At 40.5% G+C, this 24,407-nt stretch carries 25 protein-coding genes; 12 read left to right on the forward strand and 13 right to left on the reverse strand.

Annotated elements, in window-relative coordinates; all coding sequences use genetic code 11:
- Nucleotides 1–250: 250 nt before the first annotated feature.
- Nucleotides 251–721 carry a hypothetical protein gene (locus DB520_RS05255; protein ID WP_114748551.1) on the reverse strand — a complete coding sequence of 157 codons (471 nt, stop codon included), beginning with the start codon at nt 719–721 and terminating at the stop codon, nt 251–253.
- A gap of 178 nt (nt 722–899) precedes the next feature.
- A complete protein-coding gene (locus DB520_RS05260; protein WP_114748552.1) occupies nt 900–1,361 on the reverse strand; it encodes an SRPBCC family protein in 462 nt (153 codons plus the stop codon).
- Between the two features lie 243 nt (nt 1,362–1,604).
- Here DB520_RS05260 and DB520_RS05265 point away from each other — a divergent pair, with 243 nt between their 5' ends.
- A complete protein-coding gene (locus DB520_RS05265) occupies nt 1,605–2,180 on the forward strand; it encodes a YdeI/OmpD-associated family protein (RefSeq protein ID WP_114748553.1) in 576 nt (191 codons plus the stop codon).
- Nucleotides 2,181–2,326: 146 nt separating this feature from the next.
- Here the strand turns inward: DB520_RS05265 and DB520_RS05270 are convergent, their stop codons facing one another.
- A complete protein-coding gene (locus DB520_RS05270; RefSeq protein WP_114748554.1) occupies nt 2,327–2,950 on the reverse strand; it encodes a GyrI-like domain-containing protein in 624 nt (207 codons plus the stop codon).
- A gap of 3 nt (nt 2,951–2,953) precedes the next feature.
- Complete coding sequence (locus tag DB520_RS05275; protein ID WP_114748555.1) at nt 2,954–4,081, reverse strand: MBL fold metallo-hydrolase; 1,128 nt, start codon at nt 4,079–4,081, stop codon at nt 2,954–2,956.
- 288 nt (nt 4,082–4,369) lie between these two features.
- On the opposite strand from DB520_RS05275, the gene DB520_RS05280 reads away from it, so the two are divergent.
- Entirely contained in the window at nt 4,370–5,236 is an 867-nt protein-coding gene (locus tag DB520_RS05280) for a polysaccharide deacetylase family protein (protein ID WP_157971941.1), read from the forward strand.
- A 402-nt stretch (nt 5,237–5,638) separates the two neighbouring features.
- Nucleotides 5,639–6,250 carry a hypothetical protein gene (locus DB520_RS05285; RefSeq protein WP_114748557.1) on the forward strand — a complete coding sequence of 204 codons (612 nt, stop codon included), beginning with the start codon at nt 5,639–5,641 and terminating at the stop codon, nt 6,248–6,250.
- Between the two features lie 760 nt (nt 6,251–7,010).
- Here the strand turns inward: DB520_RS05285 and DB520_RS05295 are convergent.
- The gene (locus tag DB520_RS05295; RefSeq protein ID WP_198675235.1) at nt 7,011–7,478 is read right to left on the reverse strand and encodes a hypothetical protein; all 468 of its coding nucleotides are present in this window, start codon (nt 7,476–7,478) and stop codon (nt 7,011–7,013) included.
- Between the two features lie 171 nt (nt 7,479–7,649).
- The gene (locus tag DB520_RS05305; RefSeq protein ID WP_114748560.1) at nt 7,650–8,015 is read right to left on the reverse strand and encodes a DUF2200 domain-containing protein; all 366 of its coding nucleotides are present in this window, start codon (nt 8,013–8,015) and stop codon (nt 7,650–7,652) included.
- 171 nt (nt 8,016–8,186) lie between these two features.
- Here DB520_RS05305 and DB520_RS05310 point away from each other — a divergent pair, with 171 nt between their 5' ends.
- The 4 genes from DB520_RS05310 (at nt 8,187) to DB520_RS05325 (ending at nt 15,054) form a co-directional block, all read left to right on the forward strand.
- The gene (locus DB520_RS05310; RefSeq protein WP_114748561.1) at nt 8,187–10,040 is read left to right on the forward strand and encodes a ChbG/HpnK family deacetylase; all 1,854 of its coding nucleotides are present in this window, start codon (nt 8,187–8,189) and stop codon (nt 10,038–10,040) included.
- Nucleotides 10,041–10,468: 428 nt separating this feature from the next.
- On the forward strand, nt 10,469–11,152 hold the full coding sequence (locus tag DB520_RS05315; RefSeq protein ID WP_114748562.1) for a response regulator transcription factor: 684 nt from the start codon (nt 10,469–10,471) through the stop codon (nt 11,150–11,152).
- 241 nt (nt 11,153–11,393) lie between these two features.
- Nucleotides 11,394–12,647, forward strand: coding sequence for a sensor histidine kinase (locus DB520_RS05320; protein ID WP_114748563.1), 1,254 nt, complete (start codon nt 11,394–11,396; stop codon nt 12,645–12,647).
- Between the two features lie 70 nt (nt 12,648–12,717).
- Nucleotides 12,718–15,054: an outer membrane beta-barrel family protein gene (locus DB520_RS05325; RefSeq protein WP_114748564.1), complete on the forward strand. Its 2,337-nt coding sequence runs from the start codon at nt 12,718–12,720 to the stop codon at nt 15,052–15,054.
- A gap of 308 nt (nt 15,055–15,362) precedes the next feature.
- Here the strand turns inward: DB520_RS05325 and DB520_RS05330 are convergent, their stop codons facing one another.
- The 7 genes from DB520_RS05330 to DB520_RS05355 form a co-directional block, all read right to left on the reverse strand.
- On the reverse strand, nt 15,363–15,764 hold the full coding sequence (locus DB520_RS05330; RefSeq protein WP_157971942.1) for a hypothetical protein: 402 nt from the start codon (nt 15,762–15,764) through the stop codon (nt 15,363–15,365).
- A gap of 400 nt (nt 15,765–16,164) precedes the next feature.
- Nucleotides 16,165–16,905, reverse strand: coding sequence for a CPBP family intramembrane glutamic endopeptidase (locus DB520_RS05340; RefSeq protein WP_114748567.1), 741 nt, complete (start codon nt 16,903–16,905; stop codon nt 16,165–16,167).
- A 55-nt stretch (nt 16,906–16,960) separates the two neighbouring features.
- Nucleotides 16,961–17,122, reverse strand: coding sequence for a hypothetical protein (locus DB520_RS26515; protein WP_157971943.1), 162 nt, complete (start codon nt 17,120–17,122; stop codon nt 16,961–16,963).
- Nucleotide 17,123: 1 nt separating this feature from the next.
- Complete coding sequence (locus tag DB520_RS26520; protein ID WP_157971944.1) at nt 17,124–17,291, reverse strand: hypothetical protein; 168 nt, start codon at nt 17,289–17,291, stop codon at nt 17,124–17,126.
- A 129-nt stretch (nt 17,292–17,420) separates the two neighbouring features.
- Nucleotides 17,421–17,699: an HTH domain-containing protein gene (locus tag DB520_RS05345; RefSeq protein ID WP_114748568.1), complete on the reverse strand. Its 279-nt coding sequence runs from the start codon at nt 17,697–17,699 to the stop codon at nt 17,421–17,423.
- Nucleotides 17,700–17,765: 66 nt separating this feature from the next.
- Nucleotides 17,766–19,928: a peptidase domain-containing ABC transporter gene (locus DB520_RS05350; RefSeq protein ID WP_114748569.1), complete on the reverse strand. Its 2,163-nt coding sequence runs from the start codon at nt 19,926–19,928 to the stop codon at nt 17,766–17,768.
- Between the two features lie 12 nt (nt 19,929–19,940).
- Nucleotides 19,941–21,116: an HlyD family secretion protein gene (locus tag DB520_RS05355; protein WP_114748570.1), complete on the reverse strand. Its 1,176-nt coding sequence runs from the start codon at nt 21,114–21,116 to the stop codon at nt 19,941–19,943.
- A gap of 607 nt (nt 21,117–21,723) precedes the next feature.
- Between DB520_RS05355 and DB520_RS05360 the strand changes: the two genes are divergently transcribed.
- The 5 genes from DB520_RS05360 to DB520_RS05380 all read left to right on the forward strand — a co-directional run bounded on the left by DB520_RS05360 (nt 21,724) and on the right by DB520_RS05380 (nt 24,353).
- Nucleotides 21,724–22,293 carry a Crp/Fnr family transcriptional regulator gene (locus DB520_RS05360; protein ID WP_114748571.1) on the forward strand — a complete coding sequence of 190 codons (570 nt, stop codon included), beginning with the start codon at nt 21,724–21,726 and terminating at the stop codon, nt 22,291–22,293.
- A gap of 88 nt (nt 22,294–22,381) precedes the next feature.
- Complete coding sequence (locus DB520_RS05365) at nt 22,382–22,738, forward strand: DUF4406 domain-containing protein (RefSeq protein WP_114748806.1); 357 nt, start codon at nt 22,382–22,384, stop codon at nt 22,736–22,738.
- Nucleotides 22,716–23,312 carry a GDP-mannose pyrophosphatase NudK gene (gene nudK, locus DB520_RS05370; protein ID WP_232834852.1) on the forward strand — a complete coding sequence of 199 codons (597 nt, stop codon included), beginning with the start codon at nt 22,716–22,718 and terminating at the stop codon, nt 23,310–23,312. The genes DB520_RS05365 and nudK overlap by 23 nt, the downstream gene beginning before the upstream one ends.
- 239 nt (nt 23,313–23,551) lie before the next feature.
- Nucleotides 23,552–24,028, forward strand: a complete 477-nt coding sequence (locus tag DB520_RS05375; protein ID WP_232834853.1) for a nucleotidyltransferase substrate binding protein — start codon at nt 23,552–23,554, stop codon at nt 24,026–24,028.
- A 1-nt stretch (nt 24,029) separates the two neighbouring features.
- The gene (locus tag DB520_RS05380; protein WP_114748573.1) at nt 24,030–24,353 is read left to right on the forward strand and encodes a nucleotidyltransferase domain-containing protein; all 324 of its coding nucleotides are present in this window, start codon (nt 24,030–24,032) and stop codon (nt 24,351–24,353) included.
- Nucleotides 24,354–24,407: the final 54 nt, after the last annotated feature.

Here is a 24,407-nt window from a genome sequence, read left to right on the forward strand (position 1 = left end):
TTCGTCGGTTAACAAAAGACCCTGTTGATGCCTAATACCTATCATAAAATAATTCCTGTTTTTGGTATACCTTTTTAATTTCAAACAGAGGGAAACTCAATTTATTGAGCGTAAAATTAATTAGGGTGGTGGGATAGTAAACAAACTTTGGATCTACTCAGACTTCTTCTGATTTTGTCTATGTCATAAAAAATCCCACAAGGAAAGCTCTTTCCTTATGGGTCACTCCTACACTATCTCAACTCAAACGCTATCTACGGAACACGTACATCCCTCCATCCGCGATGCCATACCCCGAGTTGGTAAGCGAACCGTCCTTCCTTAGGTAGAGTACCTCCTGCCCTTCTACACCGTACAACATCCCACTCAACGTTTGTGTATCTTCTTCGACCAATTCGTCGGGGTTAAAGGTTAGCGTCAATTGCAGCACAAGGTCCTCAGGAAATCCCGGTCCCACCGGAGCCTGCACAAAATCCCCGGAAACCTGCCTGCCCAATTCAGAGTTAACCTTCACGAAGCTGCCGTCAGAACGGAAATGATAGGACTCTTCATAGTTGATGTCTGCGCCTTTTAACACCTCCTGTGTCCAAGAACTATGAATCTCTTCCAGTCTCCAATGCCCTTGAAAGTCTTGTCTTAGGTCGTCGATATCGTCCGATTGGCAAGAAAAAAAGAGGAACATTGCTGAAAGCATAGGTAATAAGGTAATTGACTTTTTCATAAAATAGTTTTAGTTTTTATACACGACGAGAGGAAAAGAAAAAGTGTTTCAGAAATTCTTAAAAAATTAAAATGTGATATAAAAAAAGGAGTCGGCTTTCTCTTTGCAGGTGAGTATTGGCGGGATGTGGGAATTAGGTAAAAATAACCATTGCAATTCAAATTTGATTAACTGTTCCCTAATGGGCCTCTGCTATCTCCTTAAGTTTTTCCAACGCTTTGGGATACGTGGTATCGAAGTAATCCGAATGTTCGTCTGAAACATCTACCTCCACGGTAACTTTGGTTTTCTTTCCAATTTCTTCAAAAATGTAATTCTCCTGACCTCCAGCCCATTGTTCTACCTGGGGGCCTTCTGTGAATTCCTTGTCCCCATCCAAAATCCCATAATGCTGAATGGAAACAAATTGATTGGGAATATTTTCGGCTATTCGGGCCACCATGCCACCCCGGTTGCCTTTATCGTCTGTACCGATAAAGTATATTTTTTCACCTTTTTCCCAACTGCCTTCAAAAGTTGATGTGGGATTGAACAGGGATGTCCATTGTTCATAGGTGCTTTTATTGGTCAGGCCCAGCATGACATCAACTACTTTCTCCACAGGAGCGCTGATTTCAGTTTTAAATTGTTTTCTCTCCATTTTGATGTATTTTTAAGTTGGAATCAAAGCAGGTTGGTAGGTTAAAATTTACGAATAGAAATTGGTTTTTCATCACCTTTACTTAAGCATAGTTTTTGGTTGCTTTTTTATATGAATGAAGTTACTCCAAAATTACCACCATCTGTTCAATGCTACAGGGTGCAAAAACGACGAAATGAAGGGTGGATCAGGGCAAATTATTTAATGAATAGGTTATGCGTTTCCAGAAGTTAGCTTTTACTAATGAAAAAGGGTGAAGTAAAGGAGATCTACTTGCAGAATCCAGAGGAATGGAGAACATGGCTGGAAAATAACCACGATAAAGAATCGGGCATTAATTTAATTATGTACACCGTCGGTCATGAAATGCCCTCCATGCGATGGGAAGAAGCGGTTAAGGTGGCCTTATGTTTTGGATGGATCGATTCTACGGCCAAAAGCCTGGGAAATGGAAAGCGTCGTCAATATTTCACACCGCGAAAACCCAAAAGCGTATGGAGTGCCATCAACAAAGCCTATGTTGAAACACTGATAGCGGAAGGGTTGATGCATGAAAGTGGTTTAAGGTCCATTGAAATCGCCAAAGAAAATGGCAGCTGGAATAGTTTGGACCATGTAGAAAATGGGATTATTCCGGAGGATTTAGAAGCAGCCTTCAACATGCATCCTGACGCATTTCATAATTATCAGAATTTTTCACCTTCTTACCGAAAAAATTACCTGTATTGGCTAAATCAAGCGAAAAGGGAAGAAACCAGGAAAGAGCGGATCAGCGAAATAATAGACTATTGCAAAAGGAATATCAAAAGCAGAGTTTAGAAAAATTATCGATCCAGCTTAGTTCAAAAATTTTTCCCGTAATTGATCACTATTTGGACAGGGGCATTTAGAATAGGTAGGTAAGAAAATACCCAAGCTGTTCGGATGGCAAGACCCTAGGTCAATCATCTGTATTTTCACATTTACTATTTTACCGGCTCCCTCAAGATAGTCTTTAGCTTTTCCGGTGCTGTTTTCCTAAAATCAGACAAATAGATCTCATGGTGCCGCCCGTTTCTATCCAATTTGTGTTTTTCTGAAAATGCCATAATCTGTCTAAGTGACTCCGGTTCATTAGCAAAGGGCCCTATGTGCATCATTTGGATGGATTTACCTTCTGACATGGAAAAGAATTCAACCTCCTTGATAAGTTCATTTCCTTTTTTAGCATATGCGGCCTCTTTGGCACTCTCCACATCTTCCGCGTTTACAAAATCAGGTAACCTAATCAAAAGCCTAAATTCCCATTCACTTCTCGGCACTTCGACTGGGGCGGTATCGATGGTCATATTGGGATAGTTAATTTCATCAAACCACCAAAGCCCCTCGAGTTTGGAAACCACAAAATCCTGACCTTTGTTTTTCATGCTAAACTTCAACGTATATGCTGAAGTGTACAGCGCTTCTATCCTTTCGGAAAAAGCCCGCCCTCCAGGCTCGCCCTTACCGCAGATGGATAGGTATTGTGCGGGTTCAATATGTACTAATTCAGGGAACGGCTTTGCCGTGAAATAGCTTTTGTACTTTTTGGTAAGGTCAAGTTTTTCCATAATTTAATTTACCTCGTTCCACCATGGTTTGAATATTTGGGTATCATCGTCAAGCCTTACTTTTTCGCCGATTATCGGCGTCAGCAAGGGTATATTGTGTTGGTTGCTAAATTTGTACACTTCTTTCAAAGGCTCATCCCAAGGGTGCATTGCCAAGGAAAACTTGGCCGAATGAACCGGCATGAGGCGTTTGGCTTGAAGTTCAATGGCAGCCTTCACCACTTCCTCGGGCTTAAAATGGATTTCTTTCCAGGCCACGTTATATTGCCCATTATCCAAAATAACCAGATCAAAGGGCCCGTGGATCTTTCCGATTTCAGCCAAATGGGAATCGTAGCCACTGTCCCCTCCCACATAAATTTTCCGTTTTGGAGTTTCTAATACATAAGACAACCACAGTGTATTGTTTCTAGAAAGGGCCCTGCCCGAAAAATGCCTCGCCTTTGCCGTGTGGATTTTCAGACCATCGAAATCCAACGTTTCGTCCCAATCATTTTCTATAATTACGTTTGGTGAATAGCCCCAATATTCAAAATGGGAACCCACTCCCAGGCCACAGACTACGGTCTTCACTTTGTTACGAAGAGCGACAATGGAAGTATAATCCAAATGGTCATAGTGGTCATGGCTGATTAGCAAATAGTCGATTTCCGGAAAATCTGTAACATTATATTGGTCGGTTCCTTTGAAGGCCTTTATACTTCCAGGCACGGGGGATGCATTTCCACTCAGCACTGGATCGACCAAAAACCTCTTGCCTTCCATTTGCATAAAATAGGAGGAGTGCCCAAACCAGACAAGGATGTTTTCCTGAAGATCCAGATTGTGAAGGTCGGTTTTGATGGATGGGATGATGTCCTTCGGTTCCGTGTTGGGATGGCTTTTAAAAAATTGGTTGTATATGATTCCTGTCATGGTGAAGCCTTCAGTCAATGTCGGCGTGTGGCTAAAATTTTCAAATTTGCCGTTTTTGAATTGCGGGGATTGTTGGATTCTGGCCAGTCTTTCCCCACTTGGGGCCTTTCCGAATGTTGGGTGCTGTAAAAACATAATCACCCCTAATACCAACAGGAGGATAATGCCAGAAAATATGATCATAATACGTTTCAATAGAGTCGGGAATCTTTTCATTAATGCAAATTTACCTAAAGTACAAATACCATCAGTTTGATCCTACAAAATCAGAAGACTTACAACACAACCAACTGATCGATAACCGGCCTACCATCGTAAATCCATTCGTGTGATCTAGGAACCCATGATTGAACACCTGACTTAACACTAAACAAATTAATTTGCTTAGCTTTAAACATCTATCACACATTCATTCTCCTTGTTTCTGAAATGACCTTACTCAATTGCAATATTCGACAATGGTTTACCTTGATCATGCCTATTCCCCTATTACTATTTTTTCCAATGGGAACAGACGCACAGCCTACCATCAGCTTTACTTTTGACGATGGGATTACGGGAGACATGCCAGGTTTCAACTTTGAAGAATGGAATACCATGTTATTGGGGCATTTGGACAATGCCGGGTTAAAGGCAGTCTTTTTTGTTACGGGTGCTAATAAATTGGATGAAAAAGGGCGGTTTTTGCTAAACAGTTGGGATTCCTCCGGCCATATGATCGGCAACCATACATTCACCCATCCCAACTACGGATCCGCAACTACTACCTTCGAGCAATTTGAGCAGGAATTTCTAATTACTGATACCGTTATCAACAGATTGGATAATTACACCAAACTTTTCAGGTTTCCCTATCTCAAGGAAGGAGACACCAAAGAAAAGGTGATAAAATTCAGGGAGTTATTGGAGAATAATGGATACCGGAATGGGTATGTCACCATTGATGCTTCCGATTGGTACATCAACAGCAGATTATTAACCAGACTGAGACAAAACCAAAGCGCGGATATCGAAGCCTTCAAACTGTATTATTTGGAGCATTTGTTTGACAGGGCAGTGTATTATGAAAACCTGTCCTTTGAGTTGACGGGGAGACACATCAACCATACCCTATTGCTTCATCATAACTTGGCGGCAGCTTTATTTTTGGGTGACCTAATAGAAATGTTCCGATCCAAGGGGTGGAAAATCATTGATGCCGATGAAGCTTTTGATGATCCCATATTTGGCTCAAAACCTTTAAATATCCCGGCAGGGGAAAGCCTGGTCTGGGCTTTGGCTAAGGCGTCAGGGAATTTTGAGCACCTTCTTCGTTATCCAGCAGAAGATGGGGCTTATGAAAAGGCGAGGATGGATAAATTGGGGCTTTAAAGGAAAATTCTAACTGATTTATCAGACTCATAATCTAGAAATAACTTCGGTAAAAATTAAAAGATATCGCAACGAATTTTTTTAGATCTTAACACCTCTCGATGGGGTTAAAAAAGATATTGATGGATTTTTGATACTTGGATCAACATTTAAATTTTTTAATTACTCCACCATGTAGCATTCGGGGATGCAGATTCGTCATGGTTTCAAGTATCAAATAATTTTATATAAACTCAATATTACATGAAATCGAGCCTGTCCTGACGGCAGTCAGGGCATGACGAGCACGTCACACACTGGGATGATTATCGTTGCGAGATTCCCCCGAAGCGAGTTCCCCGAAACAAGTTCGGGGCAGGCAGGGGCAGGCTATATGGCCTTTAAAAAACAAATTATAATCATATGAAAAAGAAGCTTAATCTTTTTGTAGTGGCTGTAACCTTAATTTTGGGAAGCTGTGACGACAACCTATTAGAACACCAAAGCAGTTTTGAGAGGAGTCAAAAGGCTTGGTTTGAGTTCAAAAATGCAACCGGTAATTCCTATACTTATACCACGACTGGAGCAAGTTGGGTAGGCGGTTCATGGAGTACTATCATTACTGTAGATAGGGGCGAGGTAATCCGTCGTTCTTTCAGCTATACTGTATTTCAAGACGTAATGAAGCCTACAACGGGATGGGATGAGGGGTCCCGGAACGACATTCTTGCTAATATGTCTTTGACTGCGGACGAGTTTGCAGGTTCATTCAATAGGAAGCTTGAAAATGTTTTGGAGTGGCAAGAAGAAGGAGAAGCACTGGGTTCGCACGACCCTTCTGTGGCTGCAGAAATGATGACGCTAGATGCGATTTATGACCTTTCTGCCTCTAATTGGTTGGTCAGGAGGGAAAATAGACATATATATTTTGAGGCTCACAATAACGGCATGATATCACTATCGGGTTTTGTTCCTAACAATTGCCAGGACGATTGTTTTATAGGTATCAGGATTGTAGAAATTGCAGCTTTGTAGGCTTTAAAAAAAATAGTAACCAAATGGATTACTTCAAAATCTAATTCTGCAATTTTAAATTATGTGAACTATGCGCCTTTTATGGCCACAAAATAGCGATTTTTTTCACCAAATAGTCCACATTGCACACGTAGGTTTTGATGCTAAATAGTTAAACCCTCCGCCGGTCCCCTTGGGGTATCCATCTTCAAAGTAGGAGGAAAATCCCAAGTTACCTGCACGGAATTTGCTTCAGGTGCAAAGAGCCTGAAGGTTAGTGTATTATCCTCATTTACTTCAGGAAATGATTTGCTGCGACCTACAAATCGCCTCTTGGTCAAAAGCTGAATATTCAAAAAAATAAATAAGCTTAAGGAGAGGACTAGGTACTTTACCAATATCTATTTTTTTGACACTAAGTGCGAATTAGGATAAAGGAGCTTAAAATCCTACAGTAGAAATTAGTAGAACATGTTAAGTGTGATGCTCAAGGGTGATTTGCAGACTGAAGAGAAAGACATCTCCCTTAGTCTGATGGTTCCCAATAATCTCGAAAAAACGATCAGATTTGATTCTTCCAAAGAAGGGCACAAAGTAGCATAAACCCGATAATATACGGAAGAGAATGGATTGATGAACGTAGCGATCGTGGCGTGTTTTCTTGGCGTTCGTTGCGTGAAAACTTACTATTTCCCCATCCCATACCCCTACGGAGGGAGGGGAAGATGTCTAATCCAACAAAATGATTAAACCCACCCAAATTGCATGTCTACGGCCGCATTTATTTCGAAACTGATGCAGGATTTTTCTCTGACGCTTTGGATTTGTATCCCAATCCGGCAAATACACCAAATACCACATGTGCAAGCAGCAAATGTCCAAAGTATTTCTTTAAATTCTTGGCAGGCGGATTAGGATGCAATTTAAAAACAACCTTCCAGACCAGTATGCCAGCAAGGCCACTTGCCGCTCCCAATAAACTTCCGGAAAGTATTCCAGGCTTTACTCTGCCTGTTTTCCACAATGTATGGTAGCACCAACAAAACATATGGCCTGCCAGGTAGTGCAACCCCCAACCTTCTATGGCCGCATTTGATTTTCCCATTGCGGGAACGAGCCTTGTAATTAAATCTGCAAGAACGCGTGGTTCCCTGAAATTCTCTTTTTTCTTTACAGATATTAAATAACTGAAAAGTGTCATGGCAGAAGTCCCTGCTAGCCCTGACTTAATAATGGGTAGAAACGTCATATATACAAATGAAAACTTTTTTTGCTACCCTAGTCTTACACGAACACATCATTGATTTGCATGATTAATGGTTATGAAATATAAACCTGGCTGCGAATAATCATATCCTTTTAAACGGATTGACCTGCGATGGTGGATTTGTGGGTTGTATTTATGTTTCATTTCCACCCCCTATCCTTCCCGCAGAATCTTCTCCATTTTCCTGCCTTTTGCCAGTTCATCGACCAACTTATCCAGGTACCGGACTTTCTGTGTCAGGGGATTCTCGATGTCTTCAATTCTATAACCACATATCATCCCCGTGATAAGGTTCGCATTTTGATGTAATGTGGCCTGTTCAAAGAACGTTTCAAAAGTGGCCTTTTCTTCAATTAGCTCCTGCACTTTCACATCATCAAAACCCGTCAGCCATTCGATGACTTGGTGCAATTCCTCTTTGGTTCTGCCTTTCTTTTCGACTTTGGTCAGGTAATGTGGATATACTGAGGCGAAGGTCATTTTCGCCATACGCTCATTGTGTTTTTCGCTGGGATTCATACTTCGTGTTTTTTTGGATTGGCCGAAACTTCACACCCACCTTCTTCCTAGGAACTTCATTCCTACATTAAAAATACGGATGCTTCCTGTGGAATCACAAAATAATCTTAGAAAAAACACCAACACCTAACCAGAAAATACCTACTTTTCCTTCTACCAAAACCATCGGCCATGACCCACTTCAAAACATCCTTCCTAATTATATTTTATGCCTTATTACCACTTTTTTCTTACGCTCAGGAATTACCTGGCCCAAGGTTGATTGTAAGGGGGGATGATATGGGTTCTTCCCGCTCCGCCAATTTGGCCAGCATCGAAACCTTCGCCAACGGAATTGAAACCTCCATCGAACTAATGGTGGTGACCCCGTGGTTTCCTGAGGCTGCCCAATTGCTAAAGGAAAATACGGGCATTGATGTGGGACTTCACCTGGTAATCACCAGTGAATGGGATGGCATCAAATGGAAACCTTTGACCAATTGCCCTAGTCTAATGGATTCTGATGGTTATTTTATGCCAATGATAGGGCCAAATAAAAACTATCCCGGACTTGCCATCACTGAAAACCAATGGAAGATAAAGGAGGTAGAACAGGAATTTCGGGCTCAGATTGAGTTGGCACTAAAGCATGTCCCCCAAATCAGCCACCTCTCAGGTCATATGGGTTCTACCAGCTTTCATCCAGAGGTCGCCAAAATGGTATCCCAACTGGCCAAGGAATACAACCTTGCAATGATGAGCCGGGACGTTATTCAGGGATTGGGCATCACAGGGGTCAGCTATGAGGGGCCAAAAGGAACCTCTTCTGAAAAAGAGGCTTCCTTTATTCGGATGCTGGAAAAACTTGAACCCGGAAAATCCTATATGTTTGTGGACCATCCCTCCTATGACAATATAGAAATGCAGGGGGTAGGCCATATTGGATATGAGGATGTGGCAGAAGACAGACAGGGAGTTACAGATACATGGACCAGTGAAAAGGTAAAGGAAGCGGTTGCAGAAAATGGTGTTGAACTTATCAATTTTATCACTTTATCCAACGCTTTGCCCCGAAGTAATCCGGAAAAAGAAAAGATAAACCCCCAAGCCATAGCCGAATACCTGCAAGCTGTCGAAACTAATGACCAAGACCTTCACAGCCTGATGATCCTGAGAAACGGCAAAGTGGTCTTTGAGAAATGGTTTGGTGAACATGCGGCAAACAAGCCCCATGTGCTGTATTCCGTTAGCAAGACATTCACTTCCACGGCAGTCGGTTTTGCCATTCAAGAGGGACTATTGAATGTATCCGATAAAGTCGTTTCCTTTTTCCCTGACGACCTTCCAGAAGAAATCAGTCCCAATCTTCAGGAACTGGAAATCCGCCATTTACTGACCATGACCGTGGGGCACGATGTGGATGCGACAAGCGTACTACAGGAAAGTAGCGATTTGGATTGGGCGGAGGCATTTTTGGCATTCCCTGTAGAACATAAGCCAGGCAGTCAATTTGTGTACAACAGTCTTGCGACCTATATGCTTTCGGCTATCCTTTCAAAGGTTACCGGGGAGTCGATGTTGGACTATCTCCAGCCAAGGCTTTTCAAGCCATTGGGAATCGTGGAAGCAACATGGGATAAAAGTCCTCAGGGAATCCCTATAGGAGGTTGGGGCCTTAAAGTGAAAACTGAGGATATGGCAAAACTTGGCCTATTCTATTTACAAAAAGGCCAGTGGAACGGCAAACAACTTCTCCCAGAATCCTGGTTTGACGAAGCAACGGCTGCGCAAGTCCCTTCTCTGCCAGCTGGGGTAAGCAAAGAAAACCTGAAAGTGGATGCCAACGAATCCGACTGGCTCCAGGGATATGGCTACCAGCTTTGGAGAAGCCGCCACAACTCGTACAGGGCAGATGGTCGTAATGGGCAGTTTATACTGATACTCCCTGAGAAGGATGCCGTAATTGTGACCACCGCCAATATTCCAACCATGCAGGCACAACTCAATTTGATTTGGGAACATTTGCTGCCTGGATTTGATAATTAGAGAAGGGAATTGCTGTGGTAAGAGAATTAAAGGATGTGCAATACTGAAAGCAACCAAAAAGTTGAAGACCTTTCAAGGCTGGAAGTTTAATGATGCGCATCATTCGGACTTCTTTCCATTTTCTTAAGAAATGAAGTTTATTAGTGTTATCATAACCAAACTATGGACAACTATCTCCCGCAGATTTCGGAGATATTCGCAGAGGAGCTCCGCAGTACACAAGTGATTACGCAGGTATCCGACCGTCAATTTATTCCTAACGTGGCGCGAGTAGTAACGTGCAAATGCATGTAAGGTAACATGTAAGGTCAGGTGGTAACCTAACTTCCTGAACAAACACACCTATTTTTTCTTCCTTCAAAGTTCCTTCAGAATTTTAGGCGTATATTCTCTAAAATTCCATTATTCCAACATAGAAAGATTAGCCAATGAAAATATTAGTGATCGAGGATAACAGGGAATTGATTCAAAACATCACCCAATACCTTTCCCATGAAGGGATTATTTGCGAGGTTGCCTGTAATCTTTATGAGGCGCAAGACAAGATGCTTTCATTTGAATATGATTGTGTTTTGCTGGACCTGATGTTGCCGGATGGCAATGGCCTGAGCATTTTCAATATCATCAAAGAATTGGAAGTCAGTCCAAATGTGATTATCATTTCTGCCAAAAATTCATTGGATGACAAAATCAGAGGATTAGACCTTGGCGCTGACGACTATTTGCCCAAACCCTTTCATTTGGCGGAGCTTTTGGCGAGGCTAAGGGCTATTTACCGCAGATCCAAATTAAGTGGATCCGATGAAATCCGGTTCAATGAAATTATGATTCAGCTCCAAAATCTACAAGTCAGCGTTCACGGGAAATCATTGGATCTGACCAAAAAAGAGTTTGACTTGTTGGTTTTTTTGGTGACCAACAAAAACAGGGTTGTGGGTAAAAATGCCATTGCCCAACACCTTTGGGGAGACTACACGGATAACCTTCCCAATTTTGATTTTGTCTATCAACATATCAAAAACCTTCGAAAGAAGATTTCTGAGGCTGGGGGGCAGGATTATTTGACCACAATATATGGGATTGGATATAAATTTGGAGAAACCCAGTCATGAAATCGAGCCTGCCTGGACGGCAGTCAGGCATGACGCGAGCGACACACGGGGGGATGATTAAGATTGCGAGATTCCCCCGAAGCGAGTCCCCCGAAACAAGTTCGGGGCAGGCAGGGGCAGGCTATATGACCAATAAAAAGCAATTATAAACACATGAAATCGAGCATGACGAGCACGTCACACACTGGGATGATTATCGTTGCGAGATTCCATATGACCGCTGAAAAGAAATTATAAACATATGAAACTTCTGAACTTACTCACATCGGTTTATTTGATAATCATCATGTTGGCATTGTTTATCGGTGGGTTTTTTATCTACAGGAAGTTAGGGGCCGAAATAGATTTTGAGTTGGGAATGGAGTTGGACAGGCAAATAGTAGCTTATGCAGAAAGAATTCGACAGGGGGTTTCACCAGAGGCATTGGTCAATGAAAGGTTAGAAATCAATGAATTGCCATTCCATCTTGAAGAAGAAAATTTGAGTATTCGGGATACGATTGCCTATCATGACCCCCTGAGTAGGGAAGAAAAGCAATTGAAAGCCAGCAGATCTTTCAAAATAGCAAACAGGCATTATAGAATTTCCTATTACAATTTGGTGATTGAGGCAGAGGACATCACCGAAACCGTGGTTTATACCATGTTGGTTGTATTTTTTATCCAGCTGGTTTTCCTGGGCATTTTTTTCCGTGGAATTTCAAATTGGATCCTGAGGCCATTTCAGCATACATTGCAAAAAATCCAACAATTCAACTTTCAGACCAACAGACCTCTGCATTTTCAAAAAAGCTCGATTTCAGAATTTAACCAACTCAATGAATTTCTGGAACGGATGACGCAAAAACTCCTCAAAGATTATCGGCAAATCAAGGAGTTTTCCGAAAACATTTCCCATGAAATCCAAACCCCCGCAGCCGTGGTCAGCGGAAAATTGGAAAACCTGATGAACCTGGAAATGACAGAGGAGCAGGCACATTTGATATATGGAGCCTATGAAAACAATGAACGAATACATCGGATAGTGAGGTCCTTGAGTTTACTTGCCAAACTTGAAAATGAAGAATTCGAACCACCATCCCAGATAGACTTTTCTGAGATACTCCTCAAAAACATCGAGCTACTCTCTGAATTGGTCAATCTGAGTGAATTGTCGTTAGAAACCGACATTAAGCCCAAAATTAGGATGAAAATACATCCCTATATAGCCGAAATCATGATCAGTAATTTGTTGGGAAATGCCATCAAACACAATAACAAGGGGGGGTGGATTAAAATTCATCTTGGTTTGCATCAACTGAAGATCGAAAACTCCGGCGCATCTATTCAACATGATCCCGGCGAATTAATTCAACGGTTCAAAAAAGAAAGCCACAATCCCGAGTCGGTGGGCCTGGGTTTGGCTATTGTAAATCAAATATGCAAAACTTATGAGTTCAAAATGAGTTATTCCCCTGTAGGAAATATTCATACTACTACAATTGAGTTCAAATAATTTACTTCAAAATTGAATCAGATTGTAAAGGTATTTTTGTATTGAATACAATTAAACCAAGTCGAATTCAATGAGTAGTGTAAGGTATTTCTTAGTAGTTATTGTTTTTATCCTGGTAGGGGCACCCGATATCTTCGCTCAATCCTTTCCGGTGAAAGGAACTCTCGTGGATTCGGATTCGAAAGAGCCATTGGGTTTTGTCCAGGTAGCGCTATATAGGTTAGAAGATCAATCGAGACCCGTTAGTTTTTCGGATTCCGACGAAAATGGGCGTTTTTCCCTTCAGGCTCCTAAAGGGAAATATTCCTTTAAGGCCTTTTTTATAGGGTACAAAGATTTCCTTTCCGAGGAAATTGAAATTAAGGGTTCGACTGATTTAGGTGAAATTACCATGGAGGGCGAAAATCAAAACCTGCAGGAAGTAATTGTAGAAACCTCCAAAATGCCAATCCGGACCAGCATGGAAGGCATCATTATTTCGCCTGAAAACAATTTGGCCAATATTGGCGGAACCTTGCTGGACATCTTGAGGAACACCCCCTCAATCACGGTATCGGAGGATGGGGCCATATCCCTTAGAGGAAGCACAGGTACCAACATTTTGATCAATGGGAGGAATTCCTCACTAACCCAAAATCTGGACAATTTGCCGGCAAGTGCAGTTGAGGAGATAAGGATTATCAATAACCCAAATGCTAGGTACGATGCAGAGGCAGAGGGTGGCGTAATAGACATCATCCTCAAAAAAGGGCAGGACATCGGTACTAATGGGGGATTGGAAGCCACCTATGGCACAAGAGGCCGAACAAATCTGGGAGGAAGGTTGAACCATAGAAACGCAAGATTCAACACTTTTATCGGCTACAATTACAGGGACTGGAAGAGCATAGGTAATCGACGGACCACAAGGTTATTATTTGAAGACGAAGAAACCTTAAACCAAAACACCCAAAATTCTAATAGAAATGTAGGGCACAATTTAAATTATGGGGCGGACTATTATTTTGGGAACAATGTGTTGAGCTATGAAGGGGTATTTCAATCCAGCCTGGACAGACAGGTCAATACCCTCTTTGCCGAACTGGACCGGCCCGGTGGTGGCATGGATGCTTTCGATTACGTACGAAGAAATCAAGAAAGTGAAACAGATGTTGGACTGGACAATGCCTTGATTTTTGAACATTCTTTCGGAGAAAAGGGGCATCTACTCAGGGCCACTGCCAGCCACTCCTTTAGAAATCAGTTTAAAACCCAAGAGATCGATATCTTCAACAATACGTTAGTACCCCTCCCGGAAAACAGGACAGGCCAAGAACTAGCTTACATAGATGAAATCCGAAACATCTCAGTGCTCCAGGCGGATTATATCAAACCGATGGAATCAGCAAAGTTTGAGGCCGGATTGAAATCGATCCTTAGGAAATTCGACAACGACTTTCAGTATTTCAGGTTGGATGAAACGGAGGGCGGCTTTGTGGAAGATAATCAAATCAGCAACAGGTTTGTGTATAAGGACCAGATACATGCAGGATATGCCTTAATTTCGGTCTCAAAACCCAAATTTGAATATGGCTTAGGTCTTAGAGGGGAATACACCTTTGTGGATACCCACCTGCAGAATACAGATGAGCAAAATAGGCAAAACTATTTTAACCTATTCCCCAGTGCGCAGGGTATGTATAACCTGAATGAGACCCATTCCATAAAGTTCACCTACAGCAGAAGGATAGACAGACCAACAGCCTGGAGGCTAAACCCATTTCCAGACATAACGGATAGCCTCAATGTGCGAAGAGGAAACCCCAACCTACAGCCGGAGATGATAAACTCCTTTGAAGTAGGCCATATGGTCAACCTCAAAAACGCCAATTTTGTCACCAATCTATTTTACCGGAAAGTAAATGGGCAACTGGATTTTATCACGATAGTGGAGGATGGAATATCCTACTCCCAGCCGGAAAACCTCCTTTCTGCCCAGTCGTATGGGGTGGAATGGATTGGAACCGCTGAGGTGAATGAGTGGTACTCGGTCAATGGTGGATTAACCCTTTTCAACATATCAGTTGATGGTTCCAACATCAGCGAAGAATTCACCAACGCTGGATTTGCATGGAACGTCAAATTGACTCAGGATGTTAAACTGCCTTTTGGCGTCAATTTTCAAGTGGTAGGGAACTATGAATCTCCTGAAATTGAGGCGCAAGGCAGGGATTTGGCACAGTATTTTGTCGATGCCACCATTCAAAAAAACCTCCTTGGGAATAAGGGTAGCCTTTCCTTGAGCGTCCGGGACATTTTTGATACCAGGAGATTTGCCGGCTTTGCCCGCTCGAATTCGTTTTCACAGGAGTTCTATTCCAAACAGGAGACGAGAATAGTCCTTTTGTCAGCAAGGTATAATTTTTAGGAGTCCTTAAACAGAAAGGAAGCCCTAATCCAAGCCTGGCAGGATTTCCATGGGAAGGCTGGTTTGCGCGCCAAGAGAGGCCCAGGAAACGGAGAAAGAGGTACACAACCTGAAAGCTTTCAAGACAAAGGAAATGCAATTAAAAGGCTGAAACTGCAGGTAGGAAAACCAGTATCAAAACGTATAAAAGTTCCCAATATGTAAAGTGAATTTATTATTTACATATTTTGGATAATACAACACGAAAATTTAAAGTATTGCTCCTTTATTGGGTTTGACTTTTGAATTCATTTAAAGTTTTTCAATTCTTACTTTTGATTTACTAAATTACTGTCATTATTCGTCATGGTATTTTCTAATTCCCTTCCTTTAAAAAATAGCTTCACCAATATGAGTAACGCTATCAGACCAAATACCGCAAAGTAAAAATTACTTAAAATCAGTTCTTCCTTTGTTATGTAATCATAATAAATCCTAAAAATAGCAATGATGAAAAAAGCGAATGCATCGATATATTTACTAAAGATGGGCCTGCCAAATAAAAGTTGAACCATAAGGTAAAGAATTGGAATGTAAAAAAGATAAAATAAATCTTGATGGATTCCTAATTCATATTCGGTTTTGATCACAATGGTAGTGTAGAAATACGAAACTAAGTAGCCCATAGCGAAAACTGACAAAACAATGATTAAACTTTTTTTTCGTGACATTTTTCTTCAGATTTACCTGATTATGTATTTTACATTCTTTTAGCAAACCGTATATGAGTTCATTAAATGTATCAAATTAATGATTTTTTGAAAAATGCAATCTCAACGGTGTAGAGTAAAACTCCCAGTCCTATACCAATAGCAAGTTCCAGCCATGAAATAAAGTCCGATTCCCTCCAAAAAATAATATACCCCAATACGAGACAAATACCTGGTAATAGGTAGTGTGAAAGATTTTGATTTTTTTCAAAAAATAAAAATAAGGAGGATAAAAAAGAGCAGACTAGTGCTACTGCAAAAACAGAAGTAGCACCCAGCAGGTAAGCTGAAACTGCAGGTTGGAAAACCAGTATCAATATCAGCAGTGTGATATTGATTAAAAGGATTTTAGTTTCGTTTTTTACATGGACCATTCCTTTTCCGATTTAGGGAATTTAAGAAAATATTTGTTTTCTTTGGGAGTTGGAAAGGCCAAAATCACCAATATAATTACCAGCCTCATCAAGATTCCAGCAATGCTTCCTTCAGGACCATGACTCCCTCCATTAAAAAATATATTTGGAATGATAGTCAAGGACAAGAGCCCATCCGACACTTCGCCAGATACTGGGTAGCCAAATACTGCACCCTGGACAAAGTTCCATGAAAAATGAATGCCGATGGGAACCAAGATGGACTGGTATTTTACAAAAGCATAACCATACATGATTCCGGCTATGAAGTAACTTATAAAAAGAATTACCTCATTGGGGAAATGGTAGAAAGAAAAAAGCAGAGAAGTAAATAGAATTAAATAGATATTATTTTTTATATAATGTATAAGACTGGCAAATAATAGAACCCTAAAAACAAACTCTTCTAAAATCACTGTGGATAAAAAATTAGGGATCTGAAAAAACACAAACTTAAAATGGGATATAGTGATAATTTCAATATAATCATAAATTATATTTATGTAAGTAATAGTAAAAAATAACACTTTTACTAAAATAAAAATAAATATTAATTTGGGAATAAATTTTAAAAAATATAAACCAAAAATATCTTTTATAAAATTTCTATTTTTATAAATTAAAAATAAGCCCCTAATTCCTAATATAAATATTAGAACTATACTACATATGGAGATTGTTTCAATCATTTGAAAAGATTTCAATAGACAAGCCAAAAGTTTTTGGCTTGTCTATTTTTTCAGCTTATTTCATTCCAGCGTATTTTCCATATGCTGCGTAAGGCTGTCCAGCGACAATACCTCCAACTACTGATCCGAGATAGCGAAATAACCGCTGAGTATTGTTATCTCCTGCGTTTATTATCCTGCATTCCTCTAAAGTTAATTCTTCTATTCTATTTTTCATCTTACTTAAATGAATTAAATCCTTGTTTAAATGATTTTACATTATTATCCCAGTCATTAATAATTTCATATAAAAAGGTAGCTGATAAACTTACTGCTATACCTGCCCAGAAATTCCCTCCACTTATTTCTTTAATTTCTATTGCATCTAATGCTTTTAGCTTTTCCATGATTTTTTTTTTCGTGAATATGATTCAAAACATTTTGTAAATCTTGTTTCCCTGTGCACATGGTTTCCTGATTACGGATTGTGAATAAATTTAAAAAGGTTCCGTCTAAAAATTTGGAATCATGAAAATTTATTTTTTTCCAGCTGAAATCAATATTGATTCCTGTTCCTTTAATACCTTAACTGAAAACCTCAGGTCTATTTCTTTACAATCTTGGTATTCAAAAGAATTTAGTTTTTTAGAAAACTTTATTTTAGCACCATAATCCCTCAATTCCTCCAACATCAAATACAATCTGGCCCTGCTTACTCCTAGTCTCTTGGCTAAATTTTCGGGGCTTCCTGTCCGTTGTTCTTTAACCAGCTTATTCAAGAGCTGAATCCTTTCTATTTGCCTAATAAATTCCATAAAAATTCTGGTTTAGTGGTATTAATTTCTTTCATTAAAATGTATTCTCTGATTTTATTCTTGCTTTCATCGGTACCCATTCAAAATCATAAACTGTTTTTTCACCATTTCAAAATACTTGCCCTCCTTGGCGAGCAGTTCTGTAGGAGTGCCTTCTTCCAGTAGTTTTCCCTTATCCAATACATACAATCGGTCAAACTCCTGTACGGCTGCCAATCTGTGTGTAATGAAAATAATGGTTTTCCCCTCCTCGGCCATCCTCCGAATGGTCTTATACACATATTGTTCTGCATCAGGATCTAAGGAGGCTGTAGCTTCATCCATAATCAGGATAGCAGGGTCACGGTACAAAGCCCTTGCTATTGCAATACGCTGTTTCTGTCCTCCCGATAGACATGCCCCATTTTCTCCAAGATAGGTTCCAAACCCATTGGGTAATTCTTCAATAAAGGTCATCATGCCCAACTTGTTACAGATGTTAACGATTCGTTTCATATCCGGATGATAGTCCCCTAGTGCGATGTTTTCCAGCACGTTTCCGGCAAAGAGATCAATCCGTTGTGGAACCACGGAAACCTGTTGTCTGAGGCTTTCATTATCTAAGTATTTGATGTTATGCTCTCCTATATATATCTGTCCAGATTGCAAAGGGTAAAGGTTTTGTAACAAAGAAACCAAGGTGCTTTTTCCTGAACCACTCTCTCCCACAACTCCTGAAATTTTCCCCTTTGGAAACACCAGATCTAATCCCTCAAAAACATCGGACCGGGAGCCATATCGGAAGACTACATTCTTGAAAGAAATATCACCCACATCTTCTCTCTGAATTCGAAAAGTATTGTCCTTTCTTTCAACATTTAGATCCATGATTTCGAATAGTCGGTCAGCGGCAATCATGGCATTTTGAATGGTCTTGTTCATTCCTATCATACTGGAGATTGGCCCGGTCAGATATCCTGTTAAGGCATAAAATGACATTAATTCACCGGGTGTGATTTCGTTTTTCAATACATAACCCGCCCCTATCCAGAGTAATAGAATAGTAAACGCTCGGGATGACATTTCGGATGAGGTGCCGGAAAACAAGTTATTCAAATTGGATTTATATACAGAACCCAACAGGGTGATAAATCTTACTTCCGTCTTGATATTGGCATTATCTTCTGCCCCGAATCTTTTTAAGGTACCCACTGCCGTTATGGACTCTACTAACTGGGACTCCAGTTCCGCCGATTCCTCCATTAGCTTCCGTTCAATCTTCCTGTTAAGCCGGTTGGTTACCCAATAAATTAAAGAATAAATTGGTACCACCAAAAGCATGATAAGCGCTAGTTTCCAATAAAAAGTGAACATTAGGGCGAATGAAAATATCACAACTAGGGCATTGACCAAAAAGCCTATGGACACCTCATTGATAAATGCCCTGATTTTTACTGCGTCGTTAATCCTGGAAATAATTTCTCCAACTCTCATGGTGTCAAAAAAGCGTTGGGGAAGGGTCAACAAATGTTTGTAATACCCTAAAATCAATCTTGCATCTATGCGCTGCCCCACCTTAATGATGAAAAGGGATTTTAAAGTCCCAATGACTGTTTGTAGTACCAGTAATATTATCATAGTGACCGAAAGCAGGTTCAACAGGTTATGGTTTCTGCCGATAAAAACATGGTCAATAATTTTTTGTACATAGATGGAAGTGGATAGTCCCAAAAGCGTGTAAAAGACTGCACCAACCAGGGATTGGACCATTACTGACCGATGAGGCTTCACCAGAAATAAAAACCTGCTCCAAGTGTTTACCTTTTCATTAAACGCCTTAAACTCATTATTGGGCATAAGCAGTAATAGTACCCCTGTCCACATTTCCTTGAATACCGAATTGTCCACCCTGTGCATCTTACCGTCAGCGGGATCCATATAGGATAAGAATTTATCTTCCAACCTGTATATAACTACAAAGTGGTGGAGTGCTTTTTTGATTACCACATGGGCTATTACAGGCATGGGGACCTCCCTCAAAGCTTCAAATTCTCCCCTTACACCCTTTGCGGAAAACCCCATTTTAGTGGCCGCCTCAATCATTCCCAAAATATTGGTTCCTCTTTGATCAGTAGAGGCCATTTGCCTGATTTTAGAAACTGGCAGTTCCAACTTGTAATAGGAGGCCACCGATGCTAGGCATGCTGCCCCACAATCTGTCATGTCCCTTTGCTTGACATTTATTCCCATGGCTTTTGCTTGTTAGGGTTTATCCTTTACGAAGGGGTTTATCCAATCATCTACTTTATCATAAAGCAACTGAAACAAAGTACGTTTTGCTACCAAGAACCTGGCATTGAAAGTCATGCCTTTTTTAATGGGCCCCTCCTGGCCACTAGGCAAGTTAAGGCAGGGGTTGTCGAGCTCACAAGTCACCAAAAATCCCGCATTTTTCTCATTGAGCAGGGTGAGGTCATCGGCAATTTCCACTACCATCCCTTTGGCGATTCCCCATTGGTTATAATTATAGGCATCCACCTGAAAGCCTACTTCCTGTCCCACCTCAATAAAGGCAATATCCGAAGGGGGAATATAGGTCACAGCTAATAATAGGGTGTCGGGAGAAATTTCCGCCAGCTTTTGTTGGGGGTATACGAAGTCCCCTATGTTTAAATTAAGAACATTGATCAAGGTACCAGCTGTACCTGCGATAACCTTATATTGGTCCAATTGCTCTTCAGCCACCTCAAGTTGGTTGCTAAGACTAAGCTGTTCATTTTTGTAGGTGAAGAGCTCCTGCTCCCATTCGTTAATTCTCTGGTTTAGGATCAATTCCAATTGAGCTTTGGCCTGTTTGTAAGCCGCTTCCTTTTCATCGTACTCTGCGAAGGCGATGGATTGACTGTCATACAAAACCTGCGCTCTTTGGAAGTCCCTTTCCAATTTCTGGAGAGCTGCTGCTTGGTTGAAAATCCTGGATTGGAATTCCATCAGGGAAGATTGATAGAATTTTGATCTGGTTGTAACTGGTTCGAATGAGCTGTTTGCAAAGTCAAGGGACAAAAGGTGATTTAGGTCCTTGATGAAATCTTCCACCAAATTTAGCCGCTCTTTTATCCCCCGCATTTCCAAATGCAATAGCTCACCCCTAATGGTTGCTAAGACCTCTCCCTTATATACCTTCTGGTTTTCGGAGAGGTTCCAATTTTCAAGACGGCCACCTACCGAAATTATCAAGGGGTTTCGCTGTAATGCTGACTGAAAGGTACCCGGGGATTGCACCGAGATGGTTACTTCGATAAAGGGAAGTGCCAAAAAAAAGGCTAATACTGCGCTCATCATAATTAGGTATAAAGCCTTTGTTTTTACGGTAATTCGGGAATCGTACACCTCAATTGTTTTATGCACGATCGCAGATGGGAAAATTTTTGAACTCATAGGCTAATAGCGAAAAAAGAACTTCAGCGAAACAGTAAACTAAGAATCACTTTTGGGATCAAAATTTCCTTTTGAAGGTTTATTTCCCCAAAAAACAGCGTTGAAACCCTGAACCTTCTTCACTAACCTTTAAAAGACCTATGGCGAAAAGCCAATTACGCATCCTGTAACATGAAAACTTGCTAAAAACCACTATCCACAAAAAAAGAATGCACAAAAACAAGTTTATGTTAATATTAGGTAAAAAAATAAATAAACCAAAATTTATTACTGATAGATGTCATAAATAAAACTAAAAATTGTATTTTTTTTATAATATGTTTTGGAACGAAATTTTATTTCATTAGTAATCACCAGCCTTGAAAAAGAAATTGTTTCGTAATTTTATTAAATCACAGAATAAATTAACTATTTTACATCCGTACTAACTTTTTTGAAATACAATTTTTTATATTACAAGTTATTTTATGATAACTCAACGTAAAGAAAAGTTAGCAGATTAATTTTTACTTCGATTAAAGGACACAAAAAGAAAGTTGTGAACTGCCAAAATTCAAGTTACATGCTTAAAACCTACCCAACATCCTCACCTACCACCTGATTCCTCATGAAGACAGCTTTGCTATTTTCCAATATCAAAAAGCATATTACCTTAAGCGAGGAGGAAAAAGCCCATTTTCAAAGTCTCTTAAGGGAAGACTATCTGGTGAAAAAGAAGTTGTTGCTCAGCCAGGGGGAACCTTGCAATTATATTTATTTTGTTAATAGTGGGATATTGAGGGCATTTTACCTTAGTCCTGAGGGAAAGGAATCCACCATTATGTTTGCGGCTCAAGATTGGTGGATTACAGATATGTACTGCTTTCTCAACGAACTCCCGGCAATGGTGACGATCCAAGTGGTGGAAAACTGCAGTATGTTGAAACTATCCAAGAAAGGCCTGGATTCCCTCTACGAAGATATACCACAGTTCAATAAGCTTTTTAGGATCTTGATGCAAAACTCCTACTGCCGCGAACAACTTAGAACCATTCAGAACCTTTCATTGCCTGCTAAAGAACGTTACCATAGGTTCCTTGAAAAATACCCACACATTGCCAGTAAAGTCACCCTAAAACAGATAGCCTCCTACCTGGGAATTACACCGGAATTTTTAAGCGCCATCAGAGGAAAGTAGGCCTGAATACAGAAAACCTCCCATATCTTAATCTACCTTATTTTTATTGCGGTGGGCAAGTACGTCATTTGTTAAAAAAATGAAAGATATGATGATTTTAATTGCCGGTCCCTATAGAGGTGGGACAAACGATGATCCCGTCTTGATACGAAAAAATCTCGACAACCTGGAGGCCATGGCACTGCCCATTTTTAGAAAGGGACATGTGCCCATGATCGGGGAGTGGGTGGCATTACCCCTGCTGAAAAGTGCTGGTTCACAGAAACCCGGAGATGATATTTGGAATGAGATCCAATATCCCGTGGCTCATCGGTTACTGGAAAAATGCGATGCGGTGTTGCGAATTCCCGGTGCATCTACCGGCGCAGATCAGGATGTGAAAATAGCAAAGGAAAGAGGGTTGAAAGTGTATTATCACCTAGATGAAATTCCAGATGCCGAATGAACGGGTGAAGAATCTCAAAAAACAGGTACTTTCCGACAACTGGTATCGCCTGGAAAAGGTGACCTTCGATTTTCAGTTGGACAGTGGTCAATGGGAAACCCATACAAGAGAGGCATATGACCGGGGAAATGGAGCGACTATTTTGCTCTATAATACCCAAAAAAACACCGTAATTCTCACCCGCCAATTCCGCTTGCCTACCTACCTGAACGGTAATTCATCAGGTTTTTTGATTGAAACATGTGCAGGGTTATTGGATAAGGACAACCCTGAGGATTGTATAATAAAAGAGGCTGAAGAAGAAACCGGTTACCTTGTGCACGCCCTTCAAAAAGTCTTTGAAGCCTATATGTCCCCGGGATCAGTTACCGAACTCCTCTACTTTTTTATTGCAGAATACAGTGAAACCATGAAAAAAACTGCCGGCGGTGGGCTAGTAGAAGAACTAGAAAATATTGAGGTGCTCGAACTTTCCTTCGCAACAGCTTATGAAAGGATCCAAACTGGCCAAATAAGAGACGGTAAAACCATAATGCTTCTTCAATACCTTAAGATTCAAAATATACTCCATTAGGTGTTAAAAGGGCGAAAGTGAGTGGAAGTGCTTTATCTTTAGGGGTGGGAGCAAGTACCTCACCTCTGGATTTCCAGAGATGGCTGATATAACCTTCTGAATTGTTTATCCAGAATTTAAGGTTCATTTTAAGATATCGTACACTTCATTGGTATTCACGTATTAACCCAGAGAATGAACTTAGGGCAAACAAAAATTAAATAGTAAATTGACAATAGAAATCAACTTAAATCAGGTTATTGCAGACCAAAATGGGAGAAGACATCAGATGGGAACAGCGGTTTTCAAACTTTGTGAAAGCGCTCCGGAAACTTTCAGAAGCAGTGGAATACATTAAAAACAAGGTTAAGCCTGTTGATGATGGTGAATTTGGACATGTATTGGATGAAATGATTAAGGAGGGATTAATTCAGCGTTTTGAGTATACCCATGAATTGGCCTGGAATGTGATGAAAGATTATGCCATCTTCCAGGGTAATCCCTATGTCGGAGGGAGTAGGGATGCAGCAAGAGAAGCTTTCCAGTTAAACCTGGTTTCCGATGGTAAGATTTGGATGGATATGATCGGGAGCAGAAACAAAACTTCGCACACCTACAACGAGGAAACAGCTGAGGAGATTTATTCAAAAATTATTAATGAGTATTATCCAGCTTTACTTGAATTCGGAAGGAATATGGAGGCTAAAAGAAGCGGAGAGCAAGGAAAATTAATGTAAAATGGAAAATTCAGGCTTGACAAAGGAAGAAATAGCGAACATTGTAGCGGTATTCTCAAAATATCCACAAATAGAAAAAGTAATGATCTACGGCTCAAGAGCAAAAGGTAACTTTAAACCCGCCTCAGATATTGACCTTACCTTAATTGGAGAGAATATTGATTTGAGTTTACAAACAAAGATTGAGTTTGATTTGGATGATTTGATGTTGCCCTACAAGTTTGATATTTCCATTTACTCCAAAATAACCAATCCTGAATTCCTCGAACACATACAAAGAGTGGGGAAGGAATTTTACAAAAAAAGCAACCAAGTGGCAACGTGATATCATTGGACAAAAGAACGGGCAGTAAAGGGGTAAGCGTAATCAAGGACTTGT

It is taken from the genome of Pleomorphovibrio marinus, from assembly GCF_003347495.1.
GTDB lineage: Bacteria > Bacteroidota > Bacteroidia > Cytophagales > Cyclobacteriaceae > Pleomorphovibrio > Pleomorphovibrio marinus.